Origin of the sequence: Nonomuraea zeae (assembly GCF_005889725.1) — a bacterium.
In the GTDB taxonomy this organism is placed as follows: domain Bacteria; phylum Actinomycetota; class Actinomycetes; order Streptosporangiales; family Streptosporangiaceae; genus Nonomuraea; species Nonomuraea zeae.
In genome coordinates, this window is the sequence record NZ_VCKX01000112.1 from 1 (window position 1) to 17,601 (window position 17,601).

At 71.7% G+C, this 17,601-nt stretch carries 14 protein-coding genes; 7 read left to right on the forward strand and 7 right to left on the reverse strand.

What is annotated here, in order from left to right:
* Nucleotides 1-4 precede the first annotated feature (4 nt).
* The gene (locus tag ETD85_RS31090) at nt 5-700 is read left to right on the forward strand and encodes a TetR/AcrR family transcriptional regulator (RefSeq protein ID WP_138693387.1); all 696 of its coding nucleotides are present in this window, start codon (nt 5-7) and stop codon (nt 698-700) included.
* Entirely contained in the window at nt 697-1,905 is a 1,209-nt protein-coding gene (locus ETD85_RS31095; protein ID WP_138693366.1) for a cytochrome P450, read from the forward strand. The genes ETD85_RS31090 and ETD85_RS31095 overlap by 4 nt, the downstream gene beginning before the upstream one ends.
* Before the next feature lie 566 nt (nt 1,906-2,471).
* On the opposite strand, the gene ETD85_RS31100 is transcribed toward ETD85_RS31095, so the two are convergent.
* The 3 genes from ETD85_RS31100 to ETD85_RS63375 all read right to left on the reverse strand — a co-directional run bounded on the left by ETD85_RS31100 (nt 2,472) and on the right by ETD85_RS63375 (nt 4,455).
* Nucleotides 2,472-3,677: a cytochrome P450 gene (locus ETD85_RS31100; RefSeq protein ID WP_138693367.1), complete on the reverse strand. Its 1,206-nt coding sequence runs from the start codon at nt 3,675-3,677 to the stop codon at nt 2,472-2,474.
* A gap of 38 nt (nt 3,678-3,715) precedes the next feature.
* Nucleotides 3,716-4,177 carry a GbsR/MarR family transcriptional regulator gene (locus ETD85_RS31105; RefSeq protein WP_138693368.1) on the reverse strand — a complete coding sequence of 154 codons (462 nt, stop codon included), beginning with the start codon at nt 4,175-4,177 and terminating at the stop codon, nt 3,716-3,718.
* A 116-nt stretch (nt 4,178-4,293) separates the two neighbouring features.
* A complete protein-coding gene (locus ETD85_RS63375) occupies nt 4,294-4,455 on the reverse strand; it encodes a hypothetical protein (RefSeq protein ID WP_170246926.1) in 162 nt (53 codons plus the stop codon).
* A gap of 88 nt (nt 4,456-4,543) precedes the next feature.
* Here ETD85_RS63375 and ETD85_RS31110 point away from each other — a divergent pair, with 88 nt between their 5' ends.
* A complete protein-coding gene (locus ETD85_RS31110; protein WP_206058774.1) occupies nt 4,544-5,815 on the forward strand; it encodes an erythromycin esterase family protein in 1,272 nt (423 codons plus the stop codon).
* Here ETD85_RS31110 and ETD85_RS31115 read toward each other — a convergent pair.
* The 4 genes from ETD85_RS31115 to ETD85_RS31130 all read right to left on the reverse strand — a co-directional run bounded on the left by ETD85_RS31115 (nt 5,812) and on the right by ETD85_RS31130 (nt 10,627).
* Nucleotides 5,812-7,251, reverse strand: coding sequence for an L-fucose/L-arabinose isomerase family protein (locus tag ETD85_RS31115; protein WP_138693369.1), 1,440 nt, complete (start codon nt 7,249-7,251; stop codon nt 5,812-5,814). The genes ETD85_RS31110 and ETD85_RS31115 overlap by 4 nt on opposite strands.
* A gap of 16 nt (nt 7,252-7,267) precedes the next feature.
* A complete protein-coding gene (locus ETD85_RS31120) occupies nt 7,268-8,167 on the reverse strand; it encodes a discoidin domain-containing protein (RefSeq protein WP_138693370.1) in 900 nt (299 codons plus the stop codon).
* A gap of 12 nt (nt 8,168-8,179) precedes the next feature.
* Nucleotides 8,180-9,748, reverse strand: coding sequence for an alkaline phosphatase D family protein (locus ETD85_RS31125; RefSeq protein ID WP_138693371.1), 1,569 nt, complete (start codon nt 9,746-9,748; stop codon nt 8,180-8,182).
* Between the two features lie 93 nt (nt 9,749-9,841).
* On the reverse strand, nt 9,842-10,627 hold the full coding sequence (locus tag ETD85_RS31130; protein ID WP_240779548.1) for a DeoR/GlpR family DNA-binding transcription regulator: 786 nt from the start codon (nt 10,625-10,627) through the stop codon (nt 9,842-9,844).
* Between the two features lie 214 nt (nt 10,628-10,841).
* Here ETD85_RS31130 and ETD85_RS31135 point away from each other — a divergent pair, with 214 nt between their 5' ends.
* From ETD85_RS31135 to ETD85_RS66950, 4 genes are read left to right on the forward strand one after another with little or no spacing between them, the layout of a single operon-like run.
* Nucleotides 10,842-12,146 carry an extracellular solute-binding protein gene (locus ETD85_RS31135; RefSeq protein ID WP_138693372.1) on the forward strand — a complete coding sequence of 435 codons (1,305 nt, stop codon included), beginning with the start codon at nt 10,842-10,844 and terminating at the stop codon, nt 12,144-12,146.
* Nucleotides 12,143-13,054, forward strand: coding sequence for a carbohydrate ABC transporter permease (locus tag ETD85_RS31140; protein WP_138693373.1), 912 nt, complete (start codon nt 12,143-12,145; stop codon nt 13,052-13,054). Before ETD85_RS31135 ends, ETD85_RS31140 begins: the two co-directional genes overlap by 4 nt.
* Nucleotides 13,051-13,863 carry a carbohydrate ABC transporter permease gene (locus tag ETD85_RS31145; RefSeq protein ID WP_240779549.1) on the forward strand — a complete coding sequence of 271 codons (813 nt, stop codon included), beginning with the start codon at nt 13,051-13,053 and terminating at the stop codon, nt 13,861-13,863. The genes ETD85_RS31140 and ETD85_RS31145 overlap by 4 nt, the downstream gene beginning before the upstream one ends.
* Entirely contained in the window at nt 13,860-17,597 is a 3,738-nt protein-coding gene (locus ETD85_RS66950) for a hypothetical protein (protein WP_138693374.1), read from the forward strand. Before ETD85_RS31145 ends, ETD85_RS66950 begins: the two co-directional genes overlap by 4 nt.
* Nucleotides 17,598-17,601 lie beyond the last annotated feature (4 nt).

Genomic DNA, 17,601 nt, shown 5'->3' on the forward strand with positions numbered 1-17,601 from the left:
GGCGATGACCGGGCGGGGGGTGCGGGCCGGCGCGACCCGCGAGCAGATCCTGACGGCCGCCGAGCGGCTGTTCGCCGAGCACGGCGTGTACGCCGTCTCCAACCGCCAGGTCAGCGAGGCCGCGGGCCAGGGCAACAACACCGCGGTCGGCTACCACTTCGGCACCAAGGCCGACCTGGTGCGCGCCATCGCACGCAAGCACGCCGCGCAGATCGAGCGCGTTCGCGTCCGGATGCTGGCGCGGGCCGAGGGCTCGGCCGACGTGCGGGACTGGGTGGCCTGCCTGGTCCGCCCGGTCACCGAGCACCTGGCCGCCATGGAGACGCCGAGCTGGTTCGCCCGCTTCGCCGCCCAGGTGATGACCGACCCGGCCATGCGCGACATCCTGATCGACGAAGCGCTCACCTCGCCCGCGCTCGTACGGATCCTGGACGGCCTCAACCGCTGCCTGCCCGACCTGCCGATGCCGGTACGGATCGAACGCAAGGACATGACCAGCCACCTGATGATGCACGCCTGCGCCGATCGCGAACAGGCGCTGGCCGAGGGCCGGCCGACGCCGCGGGCCACCTGGCACGGCGCCGCGACCGGCCTGATCGACGCCATCGTCGCGGTGTGGACGGCACCCGTGACTCCGGAGACGGAGCAGCCGGACCTGACCGCAGGCAGACCCATTTCCCGGAAGGACGTAAGCCCATGACCGAGACGCTCGATCCCGCCGCGCTCCCGCAGTTCCCCGGCACCAGGGCGAAGGGCTGCCCGTTCGACCCGCCGCCGGCCCTGCACGCCCTGCAGAAGGAGGGCCCGCTGGCCAGGGTGCGGCTGTGGGACGCCACCACCCCGTGGCTGGTGACCCGTTACGACGAGCAGCGGGCCCTGCTGGCCGACCCCCGCGTCAGCGCCGACGTCACCCGCCCCGGCTACCCGATCCAGGGCCGCTTCAGCGGCGACGTCGTCAGCTTCATCCTGATGGACGATCCCGAGCACCACCGCCTGCGCCGGATGGTGCAGGCTCCGTTCACCGTCAGGCGGACGGAGGCCATGCGCCCGGCCGTGCAGAAGATCGTGGACGACCTGATCGACGACCTGCTCGCCGGGCCGAAGCCGGTGGACCTGGTGGAGGCGTTCGCGCTGCCGGTGCCGTCGCTGGTGATCTGCGAGCTGCTCGGCGTCCCGTACGCCGACCACGACTTCTTCCAGGAGAACAGCAAGATCATCATCAGGCGGGACGCCACTCCGGAGGATCGCGCCGCCGCCGGCGGCCGGCTGGCCGAATACCTGGACCAGCTGGTGGGGGAGAAGCTCGCCAACCCGGCGGACGACCTGCTGTCCAAGGTGGCCGAGCGGGTCAAGACGGGGGAGCTGACCCGCGAGGGGGCGGCGCGGATGGGCGTGCTGCTGCTGATCGCCGGGCACGAGACCACCGCCAACATGATCGCCCTGGGCACCCTCGCCCTGCTGCAGAACCCCGGCCAGCTCGCCCTGCTACGCGACACCGACGACCCCGCGCTGGTCGCGGGTGCGGTGGAGGAGCTGCTGCGCTACCTCAACATCACCCACAGCGGACGCCGCCGGGTCGCCCTCGCGGACATCGAGATCGCCGGCCAGGTCATCAAGGCCGGCGAGGGCATCATCATGCCCAACGACATCGCCAACCGTGACCCCGAGACCTTCCCCGACCCCGACGAGCTGGACATCCGCCGCGACGCCCGCCGCCACGTGGCCTTCGGCTTCGGCGTCCACCAGTGCCTCGGCCAGCCGCTGGCCCGGATGGAGCTGCAGGTCGCCTACAGCACCCTCTACAAGCGCATCCCCACGCTGCGCCTGGCCACGGAGCTGGAGCGGATCCCGTTCAAGCACGACGGCCAGGTCTACGGCGTCTACGAGCTGCCCGTCACCTGGTAGCCGTGGCGGGTCAGTGGTCGTGGTCCAGGTGGAGCTTGAGCAGGTCGATGCCGTAGTCGTTGCCGCCTGGCGGGCCGCGTCTAGATCGAAGGTCGTGGGCAGCTGCTCCTTCAGCCACGCACTGGTCCGGTCCGGCAGCGTGGCGGGCGCGGGGAAGCTGCGGGGCCGGCCCTGGGGGCAGCCGACCTCGGTGACGGAGACGTGCCGGTCCCTGATGCCCGCCCTTGACCGGTCCAGTTTCGCACGATAGGTCGCCTCCACGTCGAAGCACAGGAACACCACCGCCGGAGGCGACGAAAACCGCGAGGTTCGTGTCCTGCGTGAGGAGGTGGCCGACGTCTTCGGAAATCCACGGGTCGACGCCTTTCAGCGACTCGCCGACCTGGCCGGCCTGCTCTCGCGCATCCTGGCGGGCCGGGTCGGCGGCGCAGGCGGCGAGCGAGAGCAGGGAGGCCAGGGCGAAGAGTGTCAGTCGGCGCACATATCCCTTAGACCTCCTGCGGGACATGTCCGTTCGCGGCGGAGGTGCGACGTCGCGAATCTGTGATCACGCCGGCCGGGCGGTGTCACCCCGGCAGGAGCGGCAGGCGGCGCACTCCTGTCAACGACGGCGTGGAGTTGAGCTGCACCGGGTCGTCCGGGTCGGTACGCAGGGTGCCGAACCGGTCGAGCAGGATGTCCAGCGCGACCCGCCCCTCCAGCCGGGCCAGCGGCGCGCCCAGGCAGAAGTGGATGCCGCGGCCGAAGCCCAGGTGCGGGTTGGGGTCGCGGTGGGGGTCGAAGACGTCGGGGTGGGCGAACTGGCGCGGATCCCGGTTCGCGGCCGCCAGCCAGATCATGACCATCTTGTCGGCCGGGATCGTCACCCCGCCGAGCTCGGCCTCCCGGGTGGTGGCGCGGCCCAGGACGGCGAACGGGGTCAGGAAGCGGATGGACTCCTCGATGACGGCCGGGATCGAGGAGCGGTCGGCGCGTACCGCGTCCTGCTGCTCGGGGAAGGCGTCCAGGCACAGCACCGTGTTGCCGAGCAGCATCGTCGTGGTGATGTGCCCCGCGAGCAGGAGCAGGATCGCGAAGTTGACCACCTGCTCGTCCGGCAGGCGCTCGCCGTCCACCTCGGCCTCCACCAGCCTGGTGAGCAGGTCGGCGCGCGGCTGTCGCCGGCGTTCGGCGGCGTGGCCGGCGAGGTAGGCGGACATCTCCTTCCACGGTTTCATCGTGGCCTCGAGCTCCGCGATGCGCTCCTCGGCGGACCGGTTGAGCGAGACCTCCGCGTCACGCTGGAACAGCGCGTCGGCCCACCGCTTGAACAGGGCGCGATCGCTGCTGGGCACCCCGAGCAGCTCGGCGATGACGATGACCGGCAGCGGGTAGGCCAGATCGCTCACGAGCTCGAACCGGCCGCGCTCGCGCGCCGCGTCGATCAGCTCGTTGGTGAGCTCGGCGATCCTCGGCTCGAGATCCGCCACGACCTTGCGGGTGAAGGCGCTGCTGACCAGCTTGCGCAGCTTGCCGTGCTCCGGCGGGTCGATCTGCGTGATGAAGCCCTGCAGCGAGAAGTCGTCCCCGCTGGGCATCATCTCCTTGGGGACCACGCGCATGGTGTCGGAGGAGTACGTCGCGGGGTCGCCGAGGACCTCGTGCAGCTCCGGGTAACCGTAGACGTTCCACAGCCCGCTGGCGGCGTCGAACTCGACCGGGGGGCCCGATCGGGGCCCGTGCAGCCAGAAGTGCTGTTTGGGGATGTCGTACCGCTCGACGATGTCTGACATCGCCTCTCCTTGGTTGAAGATCCCTCTGCTGATGTACGTCAGGACGTCTTCTCGCGGTACTCCTTCCAGCGCTCGAACATCTCGTCCGAGTCCTGCAGGATGAAGGCGAAGAACTCCCGGGTGTCCTCCAGCCGGCTGCGCTGGCCGGGCCGGTCGTCGCCGAGGATCGACAGCCCGAAGTCGAGCGTGTCGAGGCTCTGCTTGAGTATGGCGAACTGGACCCGCATGATCTGGGCCCACCCGCCGGCGACCACCCGGTAGCGGTGCTCCCGCGTGGAGGAGGGGACGCGTTCGGCCATCCCGCTCAGCTCCAGCTGCCTGGCGACCGTGCTGACCGCGGTCTTGCTCACGCCCAGCTCCGTCGCCAGCTCGGTGAGGGACTGGTCGGGCGGGTCGCAGACCATGAGCCACGCGTACAGGCGGCCCATCGTGCGCGTCCCGCCCAGACGCTCCATGATCAGCCCCATGCGATCGACGAACTCGATCTCCGGAAGGTTCACTTGCGCCAACTTCGCATTAAGACGTCAAGTACGTACTTTACGAAGTGTACGTCCCGTTCCCGGCGTGTGTGAAGGCCGGCTGCCACAGGGCCCGGGCGGGGAGACGTCCGGCCGTGCTAGACGCCGCCCACGGGGCCGCCGTTGTAGGTGCCGTACCGGCAGCTCAGACCGGTCGGGCTGGCCGGGTCCAGGACGACCACGCCGAGCCCGGCGATGCAGTCCAGGAGCCTGACCGCGCATGTTGTCCAAAACGCGCCGGCCGTAGCGTGGTGCAACATTTGACCGCCGAGCGGCCGCCGCCCATCCCGCCAGGCGCTCGGCCGCGCCCTGAAGTGGTAGGACAGAGATCGACGCGGGAGGAGCGCTGTGGCGGCAGGGGAAGTCGGGGAGTGGCTCGCCGGGCGGGCGGTGGCGCTGAGCGGCCTGACGCCGGGCACGCCCACCGGCGACCTGGAGCCGCTGGCGGAGGTGCTGGCCGGGGTCCGGGTGGCGGGGCTGGGCGAGTCCACCCACGGCACCAGGGAGTTCTTCCTGCTCAAGCACCGCTTGCTGGAGTTCCTCGTCGGCCGGCTCGGCTTCACCACCCTGGCGATGGAGGCCAGCGCCTCGGCGGCGCGGGTGCTGAACGACTACGTCTCCCACGGCACGGGGCAGGCCGCGGCGGCGCTGGCCGGACTGGGCTTCTGGACCTGGCACACCGCCGAGATGCTGGCGGTCGTCGAGTGGCTGCGCGAGCACAACCGGACGGCGCCGGAGCCGGGCAAGGTGCGGTTCGCGGGCATCGACCCGCAGCACGCCGCCGGCTCGCTGCGCGAGGTGCGCGCCTTCCTCCAGGAGGCGGCGCCGGGCCGCGCCGCGGAGCTCACCGGCCCGCTCGCCCCGCTCGACGGCTTCCGCCTGGGCCTCGACCGGCCGGTGGCGGGCGGCCTCGACGCGGCCCGCCGCCTGGAGGACTTCCTGGCCGGTGACGAGCCGGCCGGCCGGTACGCCGCCGAGCGCGTGGACCAGGCCCGCTGGCACGCCCGGATCCTGCGGCAGAGCGCCGATCTGGCCGGAAGGCCGTACCAGCACCACGACCCCGAGCGGACCATCTCCGCCGCGCGAGACGCCTACCTCGCCGACAACGTGGACCTCCTCCTGCGGGATCCCGAGGCGAAGGTCGCCGTGTGGGCGCACAACGGCCACGTGGCGAAGAGCCGCGCCGCCATCCCGCCGCAGGCCGGGCAGCGCGCGGGCGTCATCCCCATGGGGCAGCACCTGGCCCGCCGGCACGGGGCCGCCTACTACGCGCTCGGCCTGCTGTTCGGGCAGGGCGAGTTCCGGGCCCGCCGCAAGCGCTTCGGCCGGATCAGCATCCGCAGGCCGCCGGCCAGGCACCGGGTGCCCGCCGCCACCACCCCGGCGGCGATCGAGACGCACCTGGCCGCCGCCCGGGCCGGCGACCACGTGGTGGACCTGCGCGGCGGCCCGCGCTCCGAGGCCGTGCGCGAGTGGCTCGGCAGCCGCCACCACATGCGGAGCTACGGCGCGGTGGCGGGCGCCTTCACCTACAAGCTCGCCTTCATGACCACGGTCCTCGCCGAGGAGTACGACGGTCTCGCCTTCGTGGCCCGCGGCACCTGCTCCACCCCGCTCTAGTCAGCCGAAGGCTCCGGCTGGACGTGCGTCAGCTCGATCCCGAGGAGGTCGGCCGTCGCCCGCAGGTCGGCCGCGCGCCGGCCGGTGCCGAGCGCCCAGTGGTGCGAGATGCCGCTGGCGCTCCAGGCGTCGGTCCACTCTCCCGGGTCGCAGCCGAAGTCCACCCTGGACGTGGTGTTGCCGATCTGCAGCAGCGGCCCCTCCACGACCTCGCCCTCCGAGACGACGAACCCGTAGCCGCCGTCCCTGGCCTGCCGCAGCCCGAACGCGGTCACGGGACCGGGCTTCACGTCGAACTCGACCGACACGCCCCAGCCGCGCTTGCCGTGGTAGACGCCGAGCCCGCGCAGGAGGGGCTTGCGGGCGCTGATGGCCAGGTGGGCCGGGCCGTCGTGGCCCATCTCGACGTGGCCGCGGTGGAAGTCGAGCGCCTGCAACTCGGTGAAGGAGCCGCCCGCGCCGAGGCGGTCCATGATGAGCATGGCCAGGCTGGTGCGCAGCTCGTACTCGCCGGCGGCCGGGATGCCCCGGGCGGTCAGCAGCGACGCGCCGAGGATCATGCCCGCGCCCAGCCGCTCGTGGATCTCGCCGTCCAGCCCCCGGTGGTAGTACGCCAGGCTGTCCAGCTCGAACTCCTCGGCCAGCCGGTCCAGCCCGACCGACACGCGGGCCGCCCAGGCCAGGTCCTCCTCGTTCACCGAGTCGGCCAGCTCGAACACCTCGCGGGCCAGCGCGATCCGGTCGCCGGTCTCGGCGTCGGTGACCTTCTCCACGCGCACCCGCAGGTCGTCGAACTCCAGCACCTCGACGTGCCCGCCGAAGTTCGCCGACACCAGCGTGAGGTCGGTGGCCACGTCCAGCATGCCCGGATACAGGTGGCCCATCAGCCCGTGCCGGCCCCGGCGCAGCGCGGCGCGCACGCCCGCCGCCCGCACCCACCGGCCGATCTTCGCCCACGCCCGCTCGTCCTCCAGATAGCCCGACACCGAGCGGAACGGGATGCCGAGCCGCGTGAACGCGTTGGCCATCTCGGGCAGCGGGCAGGCGCCGCAGTAGGCCAGCCACTGGCCGGTGTCGAAGGTGGCGTGGTCCATCGACTCGGTCGGCTGCAGGTTGATCAGCAGCACCGGCGCGCCGCTGCGCTGCGCGATCGGCACGAGCATGGTGGCGGTCATGTACGTCGTGAGGAACCCGACGATGAGGTCGCAGCCCGCGGCACGCAGCTTCTCGGCCGCGACCGCGCCCTCCTGGGCGTCGGAGATGAACCCGACGTCCACGATCTCCGCGTCCAGGTCCCGCATCCGCTCCGAGACGCGCTCGGCCGAGCGCTGGAGCTGGGGGAGCAGGTCGGGGAACTGCGGCCAGTAGGCCCCCAGCCCCCCGGCCACCAGCCCCACCTTGACACGAGGCGGTGTGCTGCGAGTGAACGTGCTCATCCGGGTCTTCCTTCCATCAGCGAACTTCGACCTCGATGATGCGGGTGTAGTCGTTCGCACCGTTCGAGGCCAGGGCGACGATGCGGACCGCGTCCGCGCTCACGGGCGCGAAGTCGGAGCGCACGCTGCCCGCGGTGTTCCCGCGTACCTGCGCGACCGTCTGCCACTGGCCGCCGACCTGCGCCTGGACGTCCCAGTCGCGCAGCCCGACCGACGCGGCGGGATAGCGCTCGGTGTCCAGCGTGTACAGGTCCACCCGCGAGATCTGCCGGGCCGAGCCGAGCGCGACGGCCACGGTGTCCGGCCAGGTCCGGCTCGTCGCGTCGTTCCAGCCGTTGCCGCCGGCCCAGCCGTTGGACGAGCGGTCGCCGTCGACGATGCTGCAGGCCGGGTAGTTGGCGTTGACGTGCTGGGACGAGGCGGTGACCGGACGGCGCAGCGCGAGGTTGCCGCCGTTGTCGAGCCGGTCCACGGGGACGACCTCGACCGGCACGGACAGCGTCTTGGACGGGGTGCGCAGGCGCAGGCCGTACTCGCCTTCGGCGGTGCCCGGCGGGACGGCGACCAGCAGCTTCGCGCCCAGCTCGTAGCCGGGCGGCAGGTAGCTGGTCAGCATGGAGCGGGAGGCGGTCAGCGGCGGGTCGAGCTCCACCTGCATGGTGGCGTAGAGAGGCTTCTTCGCGTCGCTGCGCAGGCCGATCTCGATCTTGGCGGGGCAGGCGGGGTCCACGCCGAGCGGGGCGAGCAGCCGGTCGGCGCCCGCGATCGGGGTGAGCGTGCCCGTGCCCTTGGACGTGCCCGGCTTGACCTTGACGGACACCGACGACGGGGGAGCCGGCTCGGGGTCCCAGGCCGCGGCGGTGGTGGTGAGCACGGTGGCGGCGGCGAGTGCGAGCGCTGTGGTGAGGTGACGCATGATCGTTCCTTCCTAGAGCGCGTGCAGGCCGGGGGCGCCGTCGAGGGTGACCAGGCTGGCCCTGGTGGAGACCGGGGCGCCGGGGCGGTCCACGTACGGGACCACCTTGAAGTCGGCGCGCCACTGGCTGCGGGTGACCTCGCAGGAGACGTAGCCGCGCTGGTAGCTGGAGAACCTCAGGTGCGGGTTGGCCGGGTCGCTGCCGCCGGGCGGCAGGCCCGTGTTCGCGTTGCCGTTGCCGCCGCTGCTGACGGACGTGCCGACGAACTCGACGCCGACCGCGCGCGAGGCGGGGTCGTCGAAGTTCGCCTTGAGCTCGCCGGCCAGGTTGTAGTGGATGTCGCCGGTGAGCACCACGGGGTTGCTCACCTCGCGCTCGACCATGCCGTTGAGCACGCGGTCCTTGGCGGCCTTGTAGCCGTCCCAGAGGTCCATGCTGAGCCGCTGGGCCGGTCCCTGGTCGTAGTCGAGCTGGATCATGGCGACCTGCTGGGCCAGCACGTTCCACTTGGCGCGGGTGGCGTCCAGGCCGTCGAGCAGCCACTTCTCCTGCTCGGCGCCGAGCATCTGCCGGGCGGGGTCGAGGCGGTCGGCGCAGTCCACCTGCTGCCCGTCGCCGCAGACCTGGTCGTCGCGGTATTGGCGGGTGTCGAGCACGTTGAACTCGGCCAGGTCCCCGAAGGTGAACCTGCGGTAGATGCGCGCGTCCGGGCCCTGCACGGCGGGCACCCTGACGGGCATGTTCTCCCAGAAGGCGCGGAAGGCGTTGGCCCGGATGACCAGGTAGTCCTGCTCGCTCACCTCGCCGCCGGGGCCGTACGGGCCGGCCCAGTTGTCCAGCACCTCGTGGTCGTCCCAGGTGACGATCCACGGCGCACGGTGGTGCGCGGCCTGCAGGTCGGGGTCGCTCTTGTAGAGGCCGTACTGGACGCGGTAGCGGTCGAGGGTGTCGCACTGCACCCGGAACTGCTCGGGCACCGGCGTGTTCCGGTTGCCGCCGGTCGGGACGATGCCGTACTCGTAGATGTAGTCCCCGAGGTGGAAGACCACGTCGGGGTTCTCGTCGGCGAGGTGGCGGTAGGCGCTGTAGTAGCCGTCCTGCCACGACGCGCACGAGGCGAAGGCCAGCCGCAGCGCCTCAGGGCTGCTCCCGTAGGCGGGCGCGGTCTTGGTCCGGCCGACCGGGCTGATCTGGCCGCCCGTCCTGAACCGGTAGAAGTACTCGCGGCCCGGCCGCAGGCCCTTCGCGTCCACGTGCACCGAGTGGCCGTACTCGGGGGTGGCCCAGGCCGAGCCGTGCCCGGCGCGGCGCGTGAAGGCCTCGTCCTCGGCGATCTCCCAATCGACCTTGATCTTGTTGTACGGGAGCCCGCCGAGTGGCTCCAGCGGCTTGACCGCCAGCCGCGTCCAGAGGATGACCCGATCGGGCAGCGGATCGCCGGAGGCGACGCCGAGCTGGAAGGGATAGTCGCCCTTCACCTCGGCGTGCGCGGTCCATGGATCCGCCAGGCCGGTCGTGAAGGCCACAGCGAGTGCGGTACTGCCGAGCCCGAGGAACGAGCGCCGGGTAGGACGATGCATGCTGCTTCCTAAGCTGGGGGGCGAAAGCCCTCACTTTCTAGCAAGCAGGCAGACTCTTAACAAGATGCAAGTTACAAATAACAGCTCCGCGCGTTACATCTCGGCCACCTGAACCTGCGCGTGGTGGTCTCGGAGCCGCTGGAGCAGATCCGCGGGGGCGTTCGCGTCGACCACGACGACGTCGAAGTCGGCCAGCGGGGCCACCCGGTGCAGCGCCACCCTGGCCAGTTTGGACCCGTCCACGGCCAGGATCCGCCGGGCGCCGGCCCGCAGCATCGCCCGCTTGACCAGCACGATCTCCTGCTCCTGGTGGAACGCGTACGTCTCCGAGATGGCCGAGGTGGAGACCACGACCACGTCCGTGCTGACCGCCTCGACCGCGTCCACACAGCCCAGTCCGAGAAAAGAGTCATGCGTGGCGTGATATTCGCCGCCGAGCGCGATGAGCCTGATGTCGGGATGGCCGGCGAGCAGCCTGATCGCCTCCAGGAAGTTCGTCACCACGGTCAGCGGCGCCAGGTCGCCGAGCTGGCGGGCCACGGCCAGCGCCGTCGTCGAGTCGTCGAGCATGACCGAGCTGCCCGGCTCGATCAGCCCCGTGACCACCCGCGCGATCGCGTCCTTCTCCGCCGTGTACGCCTTGAGCCGGTAGGCGATGTTGCTCTCCCACACGTTGCTGGCCTGGGCGGTGGCGCCGCCGCGGACCTTGCGCACCATGCCCTGGCGCTCAAGCTCGTCGAGGTCGCGATGGACGGTCATCACGCTGACGCCGAAACTCTCGGCGAGCTCCGTCACCGACGCCGAACCCTGGCGCACGATGTGCTCGGCCATGCCGTGCCATCGCGCTGACCTGCTGGAGGTGTGCTGCCGCGGATTCACTCTGGGTCTCCACCCTCTCGAACGGCTGCGGATCCTACTCTTGACACCCAACTTGGGCGACTCATACTCTCCCGGCATCCACCAGTTTTAACAATCGTGCGTGTTAAGTTAACAATCTTGCTTCGGAGCCACCCTCACACGGCCCCGATTAAAACGTTCGCATAGATGTTCTCTCGGGGGACCACATCTTGTGCATGGACCGAGGAGACATAGCATGTCCGACCTGCTGCACAACGCCAGAGTCAGCCGTGGCCAGTTCTTCCGCATGATGGGCGGTCTGGCCGTGGCCGCGGCCGCGACCGCGTGCTCGACCAAGCCGGAGACCACCGCCACGACCGGCGGCGGCCAGACGGCGACCGAGCTGAAGTTCATCGGCGTGGCCGACCAGAAGGCGCCGATGGACGAGCTGGTGGCCGCCTACCAGAAGGTCAAGCCGGCCGTGCACCTCAACACCTCGTACGCGCCCACCGACCAGGTGCAGACCTCCATCCGCACCCAGCTGGGCGCCGGCAACGCACCTGACCTGCACGTCGTCTACCCGGGCAACGGGAGCGCGATGTCGATGTCCCAGATCGCCAAGGCCGGGCTGCTGGCCGACCTGTCGGCCCAGGCGTGGACCCAGACGATCCCCGCCGGGTTCAAGCCCGCCTACCAGCTCGACGGCAAGACGTACATGTACTCGGCCGGCTCGACGGTCATCGGCGCGATCTACAACAAGAAGATCTTCGAGAAGGCGGGCATCGACGCGCCGCCGACCACGTGGACCGAGTTCCTCGCGGTCTGCGACAAGCTGAAGAAGTCCGGCGTCGTGCCGATCGCACTGGGCGCCCAGACGCCGTGGGTCACCCAGCTCATCACGTACGCGCTGGTGCCCTCGACCGTCTACGTCAAGGACCCGACCTTCGACGACAAGCAGCTCGCCGGGCAGGCCAGCTTCGCGGACTCCGGCTGGCGCCAGGCCATGGAGATGTACCTGGAGCTGCAGAAGCGCGGCTTCTTCAACGACAAGCCGAACGGCACCACGTTCGAGCAGCAGACCTCGATGGTGGCCACCGGCAAGGCCGCGATGGCCATCCAGGTGTCGGCCGTCCTGCCGGACTTCCGCAAGGCCGCCTCCTCGCCCGACGACCTGTCGATGTTCCCCGTGCCCGGCGCCGACGACGCCGCGTCGGTGTGGATCCCGGCCGGCGTGGTCGTCGGCCTCGGCGCCAGCGCCAAGGGCAAGAACGCCGAGGAGGCCAAGGCGTTCATCGAGTTCCTCGGCAAGCAGGAGAGCATCAACTCCTGGGCCAAGGCCATCGCCGCCATCCCGCTCACGCAGGACGCCTCGTCGTCGATCGACCCGGCCGTGCAGTCGTTCCTGCCGTTCACCAAGGACCGTGCCGTGCCGTTCATGGACCAGAAGTGGCCCAACGCCGAGGTGCAGCCGGTGCACCTCGCGGTGATCCAGGAGCTGCTGGCCGGCACGTCCACGATCGACGAGGCCCTGAAGAAGATGGACGAGGCGTACCAGAAGTGACCCCCCTGACCGCATTCCGTCCCCGGCAGGCCCGCGCCGCGCGGAGGCGTTTCAACGCCTCCGCGCCGCCCTGGCTGTTCGCCGCGCCCGCTCTCGTGGTGTACGCGCTGGTCGTGCTCTATCCCGCGGTCAGCGGCATGCTCTACGCGTTCACGGACTGGAGCGGAATCGGCCAGGACAAGTCCTTCGTCGGCCTGGCCAACTTCCGCACGCTGCTGGGCGACGAGCAGGCCATGGGCTCGATCGGCAACACGCTGCTGCTCACCGTGGCCATCGTGCTCGTCCAGAACGGCGTCGGCCTGCTGCTGGCGCTCGGCGTGCACGCGAAGCTGAAGAGCCGGGCACTGCTCCGGGTGGTCTTCTTCGCGCCGGTCGTGGTCAGCCCGGTCATGGTGGCGTTCCTGTGGAAGTACATCTACAACCCCGACCCGTCCGCCGGTCTGAACGGGCTGCTCGGCCTGGAGGTGGACTGGCTGGGCGACCCGTCGGTGGCCCTGTGGTCGATCGCCGGCATGGTCGTGTGGCAGTACGCCGGCTACTCGATGGTCATCTTCCTGGCCGGCCTGGAGGGCGTGCCCAAGGAGCTGCACGAGGCCGCCATGATCGACGGCGCGGGCACCTGGCAGCGCTTCCGCTACGTCACCTGGCCGCTGCTCGCCCCGGCCGTGACCATCAACCTGATGCTGTCCACGATCGGCGGACTCAAGCTCTTCGACCAGGTCTTCGCCGCCACGAACGGCGGGCCGGGCTACGCGACGGAGACCCTGTCCACGGTGCTGTACAAGCAGGCGTTCGTGTTCGGCAAGTTCGGCTACAGCACGGCGATCGCCCTGGTGCTCGCCCTGTTCGTGGCCGCCGTGTCCCTCGTCCAGGTCTACTACCTGCGCAGCCGGGAGGTGACCGCGTGAGAAGGACCTTCCTGCTGGAAATCGTCATGATCCTGGTGGCGGTGGCGTTCATGTTCCCCGTCTACACCCTGATCTCTCTGGCGCTGAAAGACCCCGCGCAGATCTCCCAGTCGCCGCTGGCCCTGCCGAACCCGCCCACGCTCGACAACTTCGGCAGCGCGTGGGGGGCGGCGGCGCTCGGCCCGTCCCTGGTGAACAGCACGGTGATCACCGCGGTCAGCCTGGTCGCGCTCATCGCGCTCGGCTCGTTCGCCGCCTACTTCCTGGCCCGGGTGCAGACCCGCCTCGGGTACGGGCTGTACGTCCTCTTCCTGCTGGGCATCGTGCTGCCGTTCCAGCTCGGCATGATCCCGCTCTACCAGCTCGTGACCGACCTCGGGCTGATCGGCACGCACGCCGGGATGATCCTCTTCTACACCGGCATCCAGCTCCCGTTCACCGTCTTCCTCTACACCGGCTTCATCAGGGCGCTGCCCCGCGACTACGCCAGCGCCGCCCAGATCGACGGCGCCTCGCACCTGGTGGCGTTCACCCGCGTCGTCTTCCCGCTGCTGCGGCCCATCACCGGCACCGTGCTGATCCTGAACGCCGTCTTCATCTGGAACGACTTCTTCACCCCGCTCATCTACCTCGGCGGCTCCGGCTTCGAGACGGTCCCGGTCAGCGTGTTCGCCTACGTCGGCCAGTACGTCTCCCAGCACGGCCTCGTCTTCGCCGGCCTGGTGCTCGGCGCGCTGCCGATCGTGCTGGTCTTCCTGGCGCTGCAGCGGTACGTCATCAAGGGCTTCTCGAGCGGGCTCAAGGGATGAACGTCTTCGAGCTGCTCAAGGAGCCGCCCCGCGAGTACTCCCCGGCGGCCATCTGGTGGTGGAGCGGCGATCCGCTGCGCGCGGACCGGCTGCGCTGGCAGATGGAACGCCTGGTGGCCGGGGGAGTACGCAACCTCGTCATCCTGAACCTGGCGCCCTCGGGCCCGACGTTCGGGGCCGACGCCGACGACCCGCCGTTCCTGTCGGAGGCGTGGTGGGAGTTGCTCGACGGGGTGTGCGCCGACGCCCACGAGCTGGGCGCGTACCTGTGGTTCTACGACCAGCTCGGCTTCTCCGGCGCCGACCTGCAGGCCCGCCTGGTGGTCGAGCGCCCGGAGTTCGCCGGGCAGTGGCTGGCCCCCGACGGGTCCGTGTCGCTGCGGGGCTTCGACTACCTGTCGCCCGAGGCGTGCGCGGTGCTGCTCGACCGGGTCCACGGCGAGTTCGAGCGGCGGGTGGGGCACTGGTTCGGCCGGGTCATCGCCGGGTCGTTCCAGGACGAGCTGCCGACCCTGCCCACCTGGTCGGCCCGCTTCGCCGAGGAGCACCTGGCCCGGCGCGGGGCGCCGTTCACGCTCGGTGACCCGGACTGGCAGGCGTACCAGCGGACCAGGGCCGAGCTGGCCGAAGAGGCGTTCTTCCGGCCCCTGGCGCGCTGGCACGAGCGCCACGGCCTGCTGAACGGCTGCGACCAGCAGGACCCCGCCCGCGCCGGGCACCCGGTGGAGGGCGTGCAGCTCTACGCCGACTACACGAGCACGCACCGGTGGTTCAGCGCGCCCGGCTCCGACCATCACGGCGACGCCCGCCTGCACTCCTCGCTCGCCCACCTGTACGGCCGGCCGCGCACCTGGATCGAGGCGTTCCACTCCAGCGGCTGGGGCGGCACCCTGGAGGAGACCTTCGACTGGCTGCTGCCCTGGCTGCGGGCCGGAGCCACCCTGTACAACCCGCACGCGGTCTACTACACCACCCGGCGCGGCTGGTGGGAGTGGGCGCCGCCGTCCACCGACTGGCGCCAGCCGTACTGGCGGCACCACCGCGTCTTCGCCGACGCCGTCACCCGGCTGTGCGCCGCCCTCTCGCAGGGCCGGCACGCCTGCGACGTCGCGGTCCTGCTCCCCACGGCCACCGCCCAGGCGGGCACGAGCCTGGACGGGACCGCCACGCCCGCAGGCCCGGCGCCGGACGGGGCTGCCGCGTCCGGGGAAACGGCGCTGGACGGGGCTGGCACGTCGGTGGATGCGGGGCCGGATGGGGTTTCCGCGTCGGCCGCGCGGGCGCAGCGGGTCTATCGGGAGATCGTCGGCGACATGGCGTGGTTCGCCACCGAGCCCGGCGTGCTCGACCGGCTCTGCCTCGACGCCGACGTGATCGACGAGGACTCGGTGCGGCGCGCGAGCGTGGACGACGGGCGGCTGGCCGTGTCCACCGAGGCCTACCGCGCGATCATCCTGCCCGCCGTCACGGAGCTCGATGAGGACCTCGCCGCCCGGCTGGGCGAGTTCGCCGCCGCCGGCGGGCTGCTCGTCGCCGTCGGCGCCGTCCCCGACGCCCTGCGCGCCTGCGCCGACGCGGGGCGGATCCGCTACGCCGAGTCCGCCGCCGGTCTGGGCGAGGCGCTGGCCGGGCTGCCCCGCCGGGTCGAGGCGCCGGTGCCCGCGCTGGTGCGCGAGGCGGGGGACAGCACGCTGGTGTTCCTGACGGCCGCGGCCCCCATGGCCAGCAGGATCAGCGTGGGACGGCCCGGCGAGCGCGGCGTGGACCTCGGCTGGCTGGACGCCGTCATCGACTTCGACCCCGCCAGGTACGCCCGCGACATGCGGATCACCGTCCGGGGGGTCTCGGGCACCCCGCTGCTGGCCCGCCTCTTCGACGGGGGCGAGCCGCGCCCGCTGCCGCACACGCGCCACGGGGACGACGTGGAGGTCGTGGTGCCGTTCGACGACGGGCCGGCCGCGCTGCTGGTGTTCGACGGTACGCACGCCGAGCCGGCACCGCCGCGGACCCCGTACCCGGTGGAAATCGACCTCGGGGACGAGTGGGACGTCGAGCTGGTCCCGACCCTGGACGACACCTGGGCCGACTTCGGCGCAGGCACCGGCTCAGGCGTCGGTGCAGACACCGGCTCGGACGCCGGTGCAGGCGTCGGTGCAGGCATTGGCTCTGGCGCCGGTGCGGGCGTGGCTGTCGAGTGCTGGACGCTGCGCACGCCGGACGGCGAGCCGGTGGACGTGACGTTCGGGCCACGAGGGGAGCAGCGGGTCGGCGACGGCCCCTGGACGCCCTCGGTGTGGTCGGCCTCCCGCGGGCTGCGCAAGGATCCCGTGCACCGGGACACGCTCGGCCCGAAGGGGCACGTCCCGATGGAGTTCCTGGCGTTCGGCCGGGCCGGGGCGGGCTCCGAGGCCCGCTTCCGCACCCTGCTCACCGTGCCGCCGGGCCCGGCGGCCTGGCTCGCCGTGGGCGCTGGAGCCGCCAAGACCCTGTGGCTCGACGGCGTGGAGCTGCCGCTCGACGACGCCGGGTACGCCGCCGTCACGCGGACGCCCGTCGAGCCCGGCCGGCACCTGCTGGAGCTGCTGCTGGTGCCCGACGAGGAGCTCGACCTGCGGGCGTACGCCTGCCTGGTCGCCGATCCCGCCGACGCGGTCCGGCCCGAGTGGATCGGCGGCACGCCGCTGGAGACCACCGTGCACGCCGCGGCCGGCCCGCATGACGTGCTGCAGGTGGCCTCCACGGCGTCGTGCCGGGTGCTGGTCAACGGCCTGGAAGTGGGCCGGCAGGGCGGCTTCGACCCCTACGCCGAGGCCGACATCCCCCGGGTGCGCCGCTACGACGTTTCCCACCTGCTGCGCGCGGGCGGCAACACGATCAGGATCGAGTCCGGCGGCTGGGTCCTGGTGGACGGCCTGGCCGTGTCAGGGCCCGGCTGGGTGCAGGGGGAGGGCACGGCGTCGCGCCCGCCCGAGGTGCGCCGCCGCCAGCACGGCGACCCCGCCGCGCTCTACCTGCGGCCCCGCCCGCACCCGCTGCCGGAGGCAGGCTGGCTCGACGGCCGCCCCACCGCCCTGCCGGCCACCTTCGCCGCGCCGGACCCAGCGCCGGACCCAGCGCCGGACCCAGCGCCGGACCCAGCATCGGACCCAGCGCCGGGCGCGGCATCGGACCCAGCGCCGGACAACAGGGCGGACGCCGTGCCGGACGCTGGGGTGCGGACCGAGGTGTTCCTGGTGGATCCGCCGCCCGGCGCGACCGCGGTCGAGGTGAGCGCCGCGGGCCCCGTCGAGGTGCGCGGCCGGCTCGACGGCGGCCCCGTTGAGCTGCACGTGGCCACGGTGCCCGGCGCGCAGGGAGGAGCCGCGTTCGACGGGCCCGTCCGGTTCACCTGCGGGCCCGGCCGGATGCGGCTCGGCGACTGGGAGGAACAGGGCCTGGCCGGGTACAGCGGCGGCGTGCGCTACCGCACCACCGTCACGGCCGCCGCCGGATCCGCCCTGCTGGACCTGGGCCGGGTCAGGGGCACCGCGGAGGCGACGGTGAACGGGCGGCCGTGCGGCGTGCGGGTGTGCTCGCCGTACACGTTCGACGTCGAGCTGGACGAAGGCGACAACGTGCTCGAGATCCTGGTGCTCGGGACGCTGGGGCCGTACATGGACGAGATCAGCCCCACGCACTTCGTCTTCCCCGGCCAGCGCAGCACCGGCCTGTTCGGTCCGGTACGGCTGCGGTAGCCGG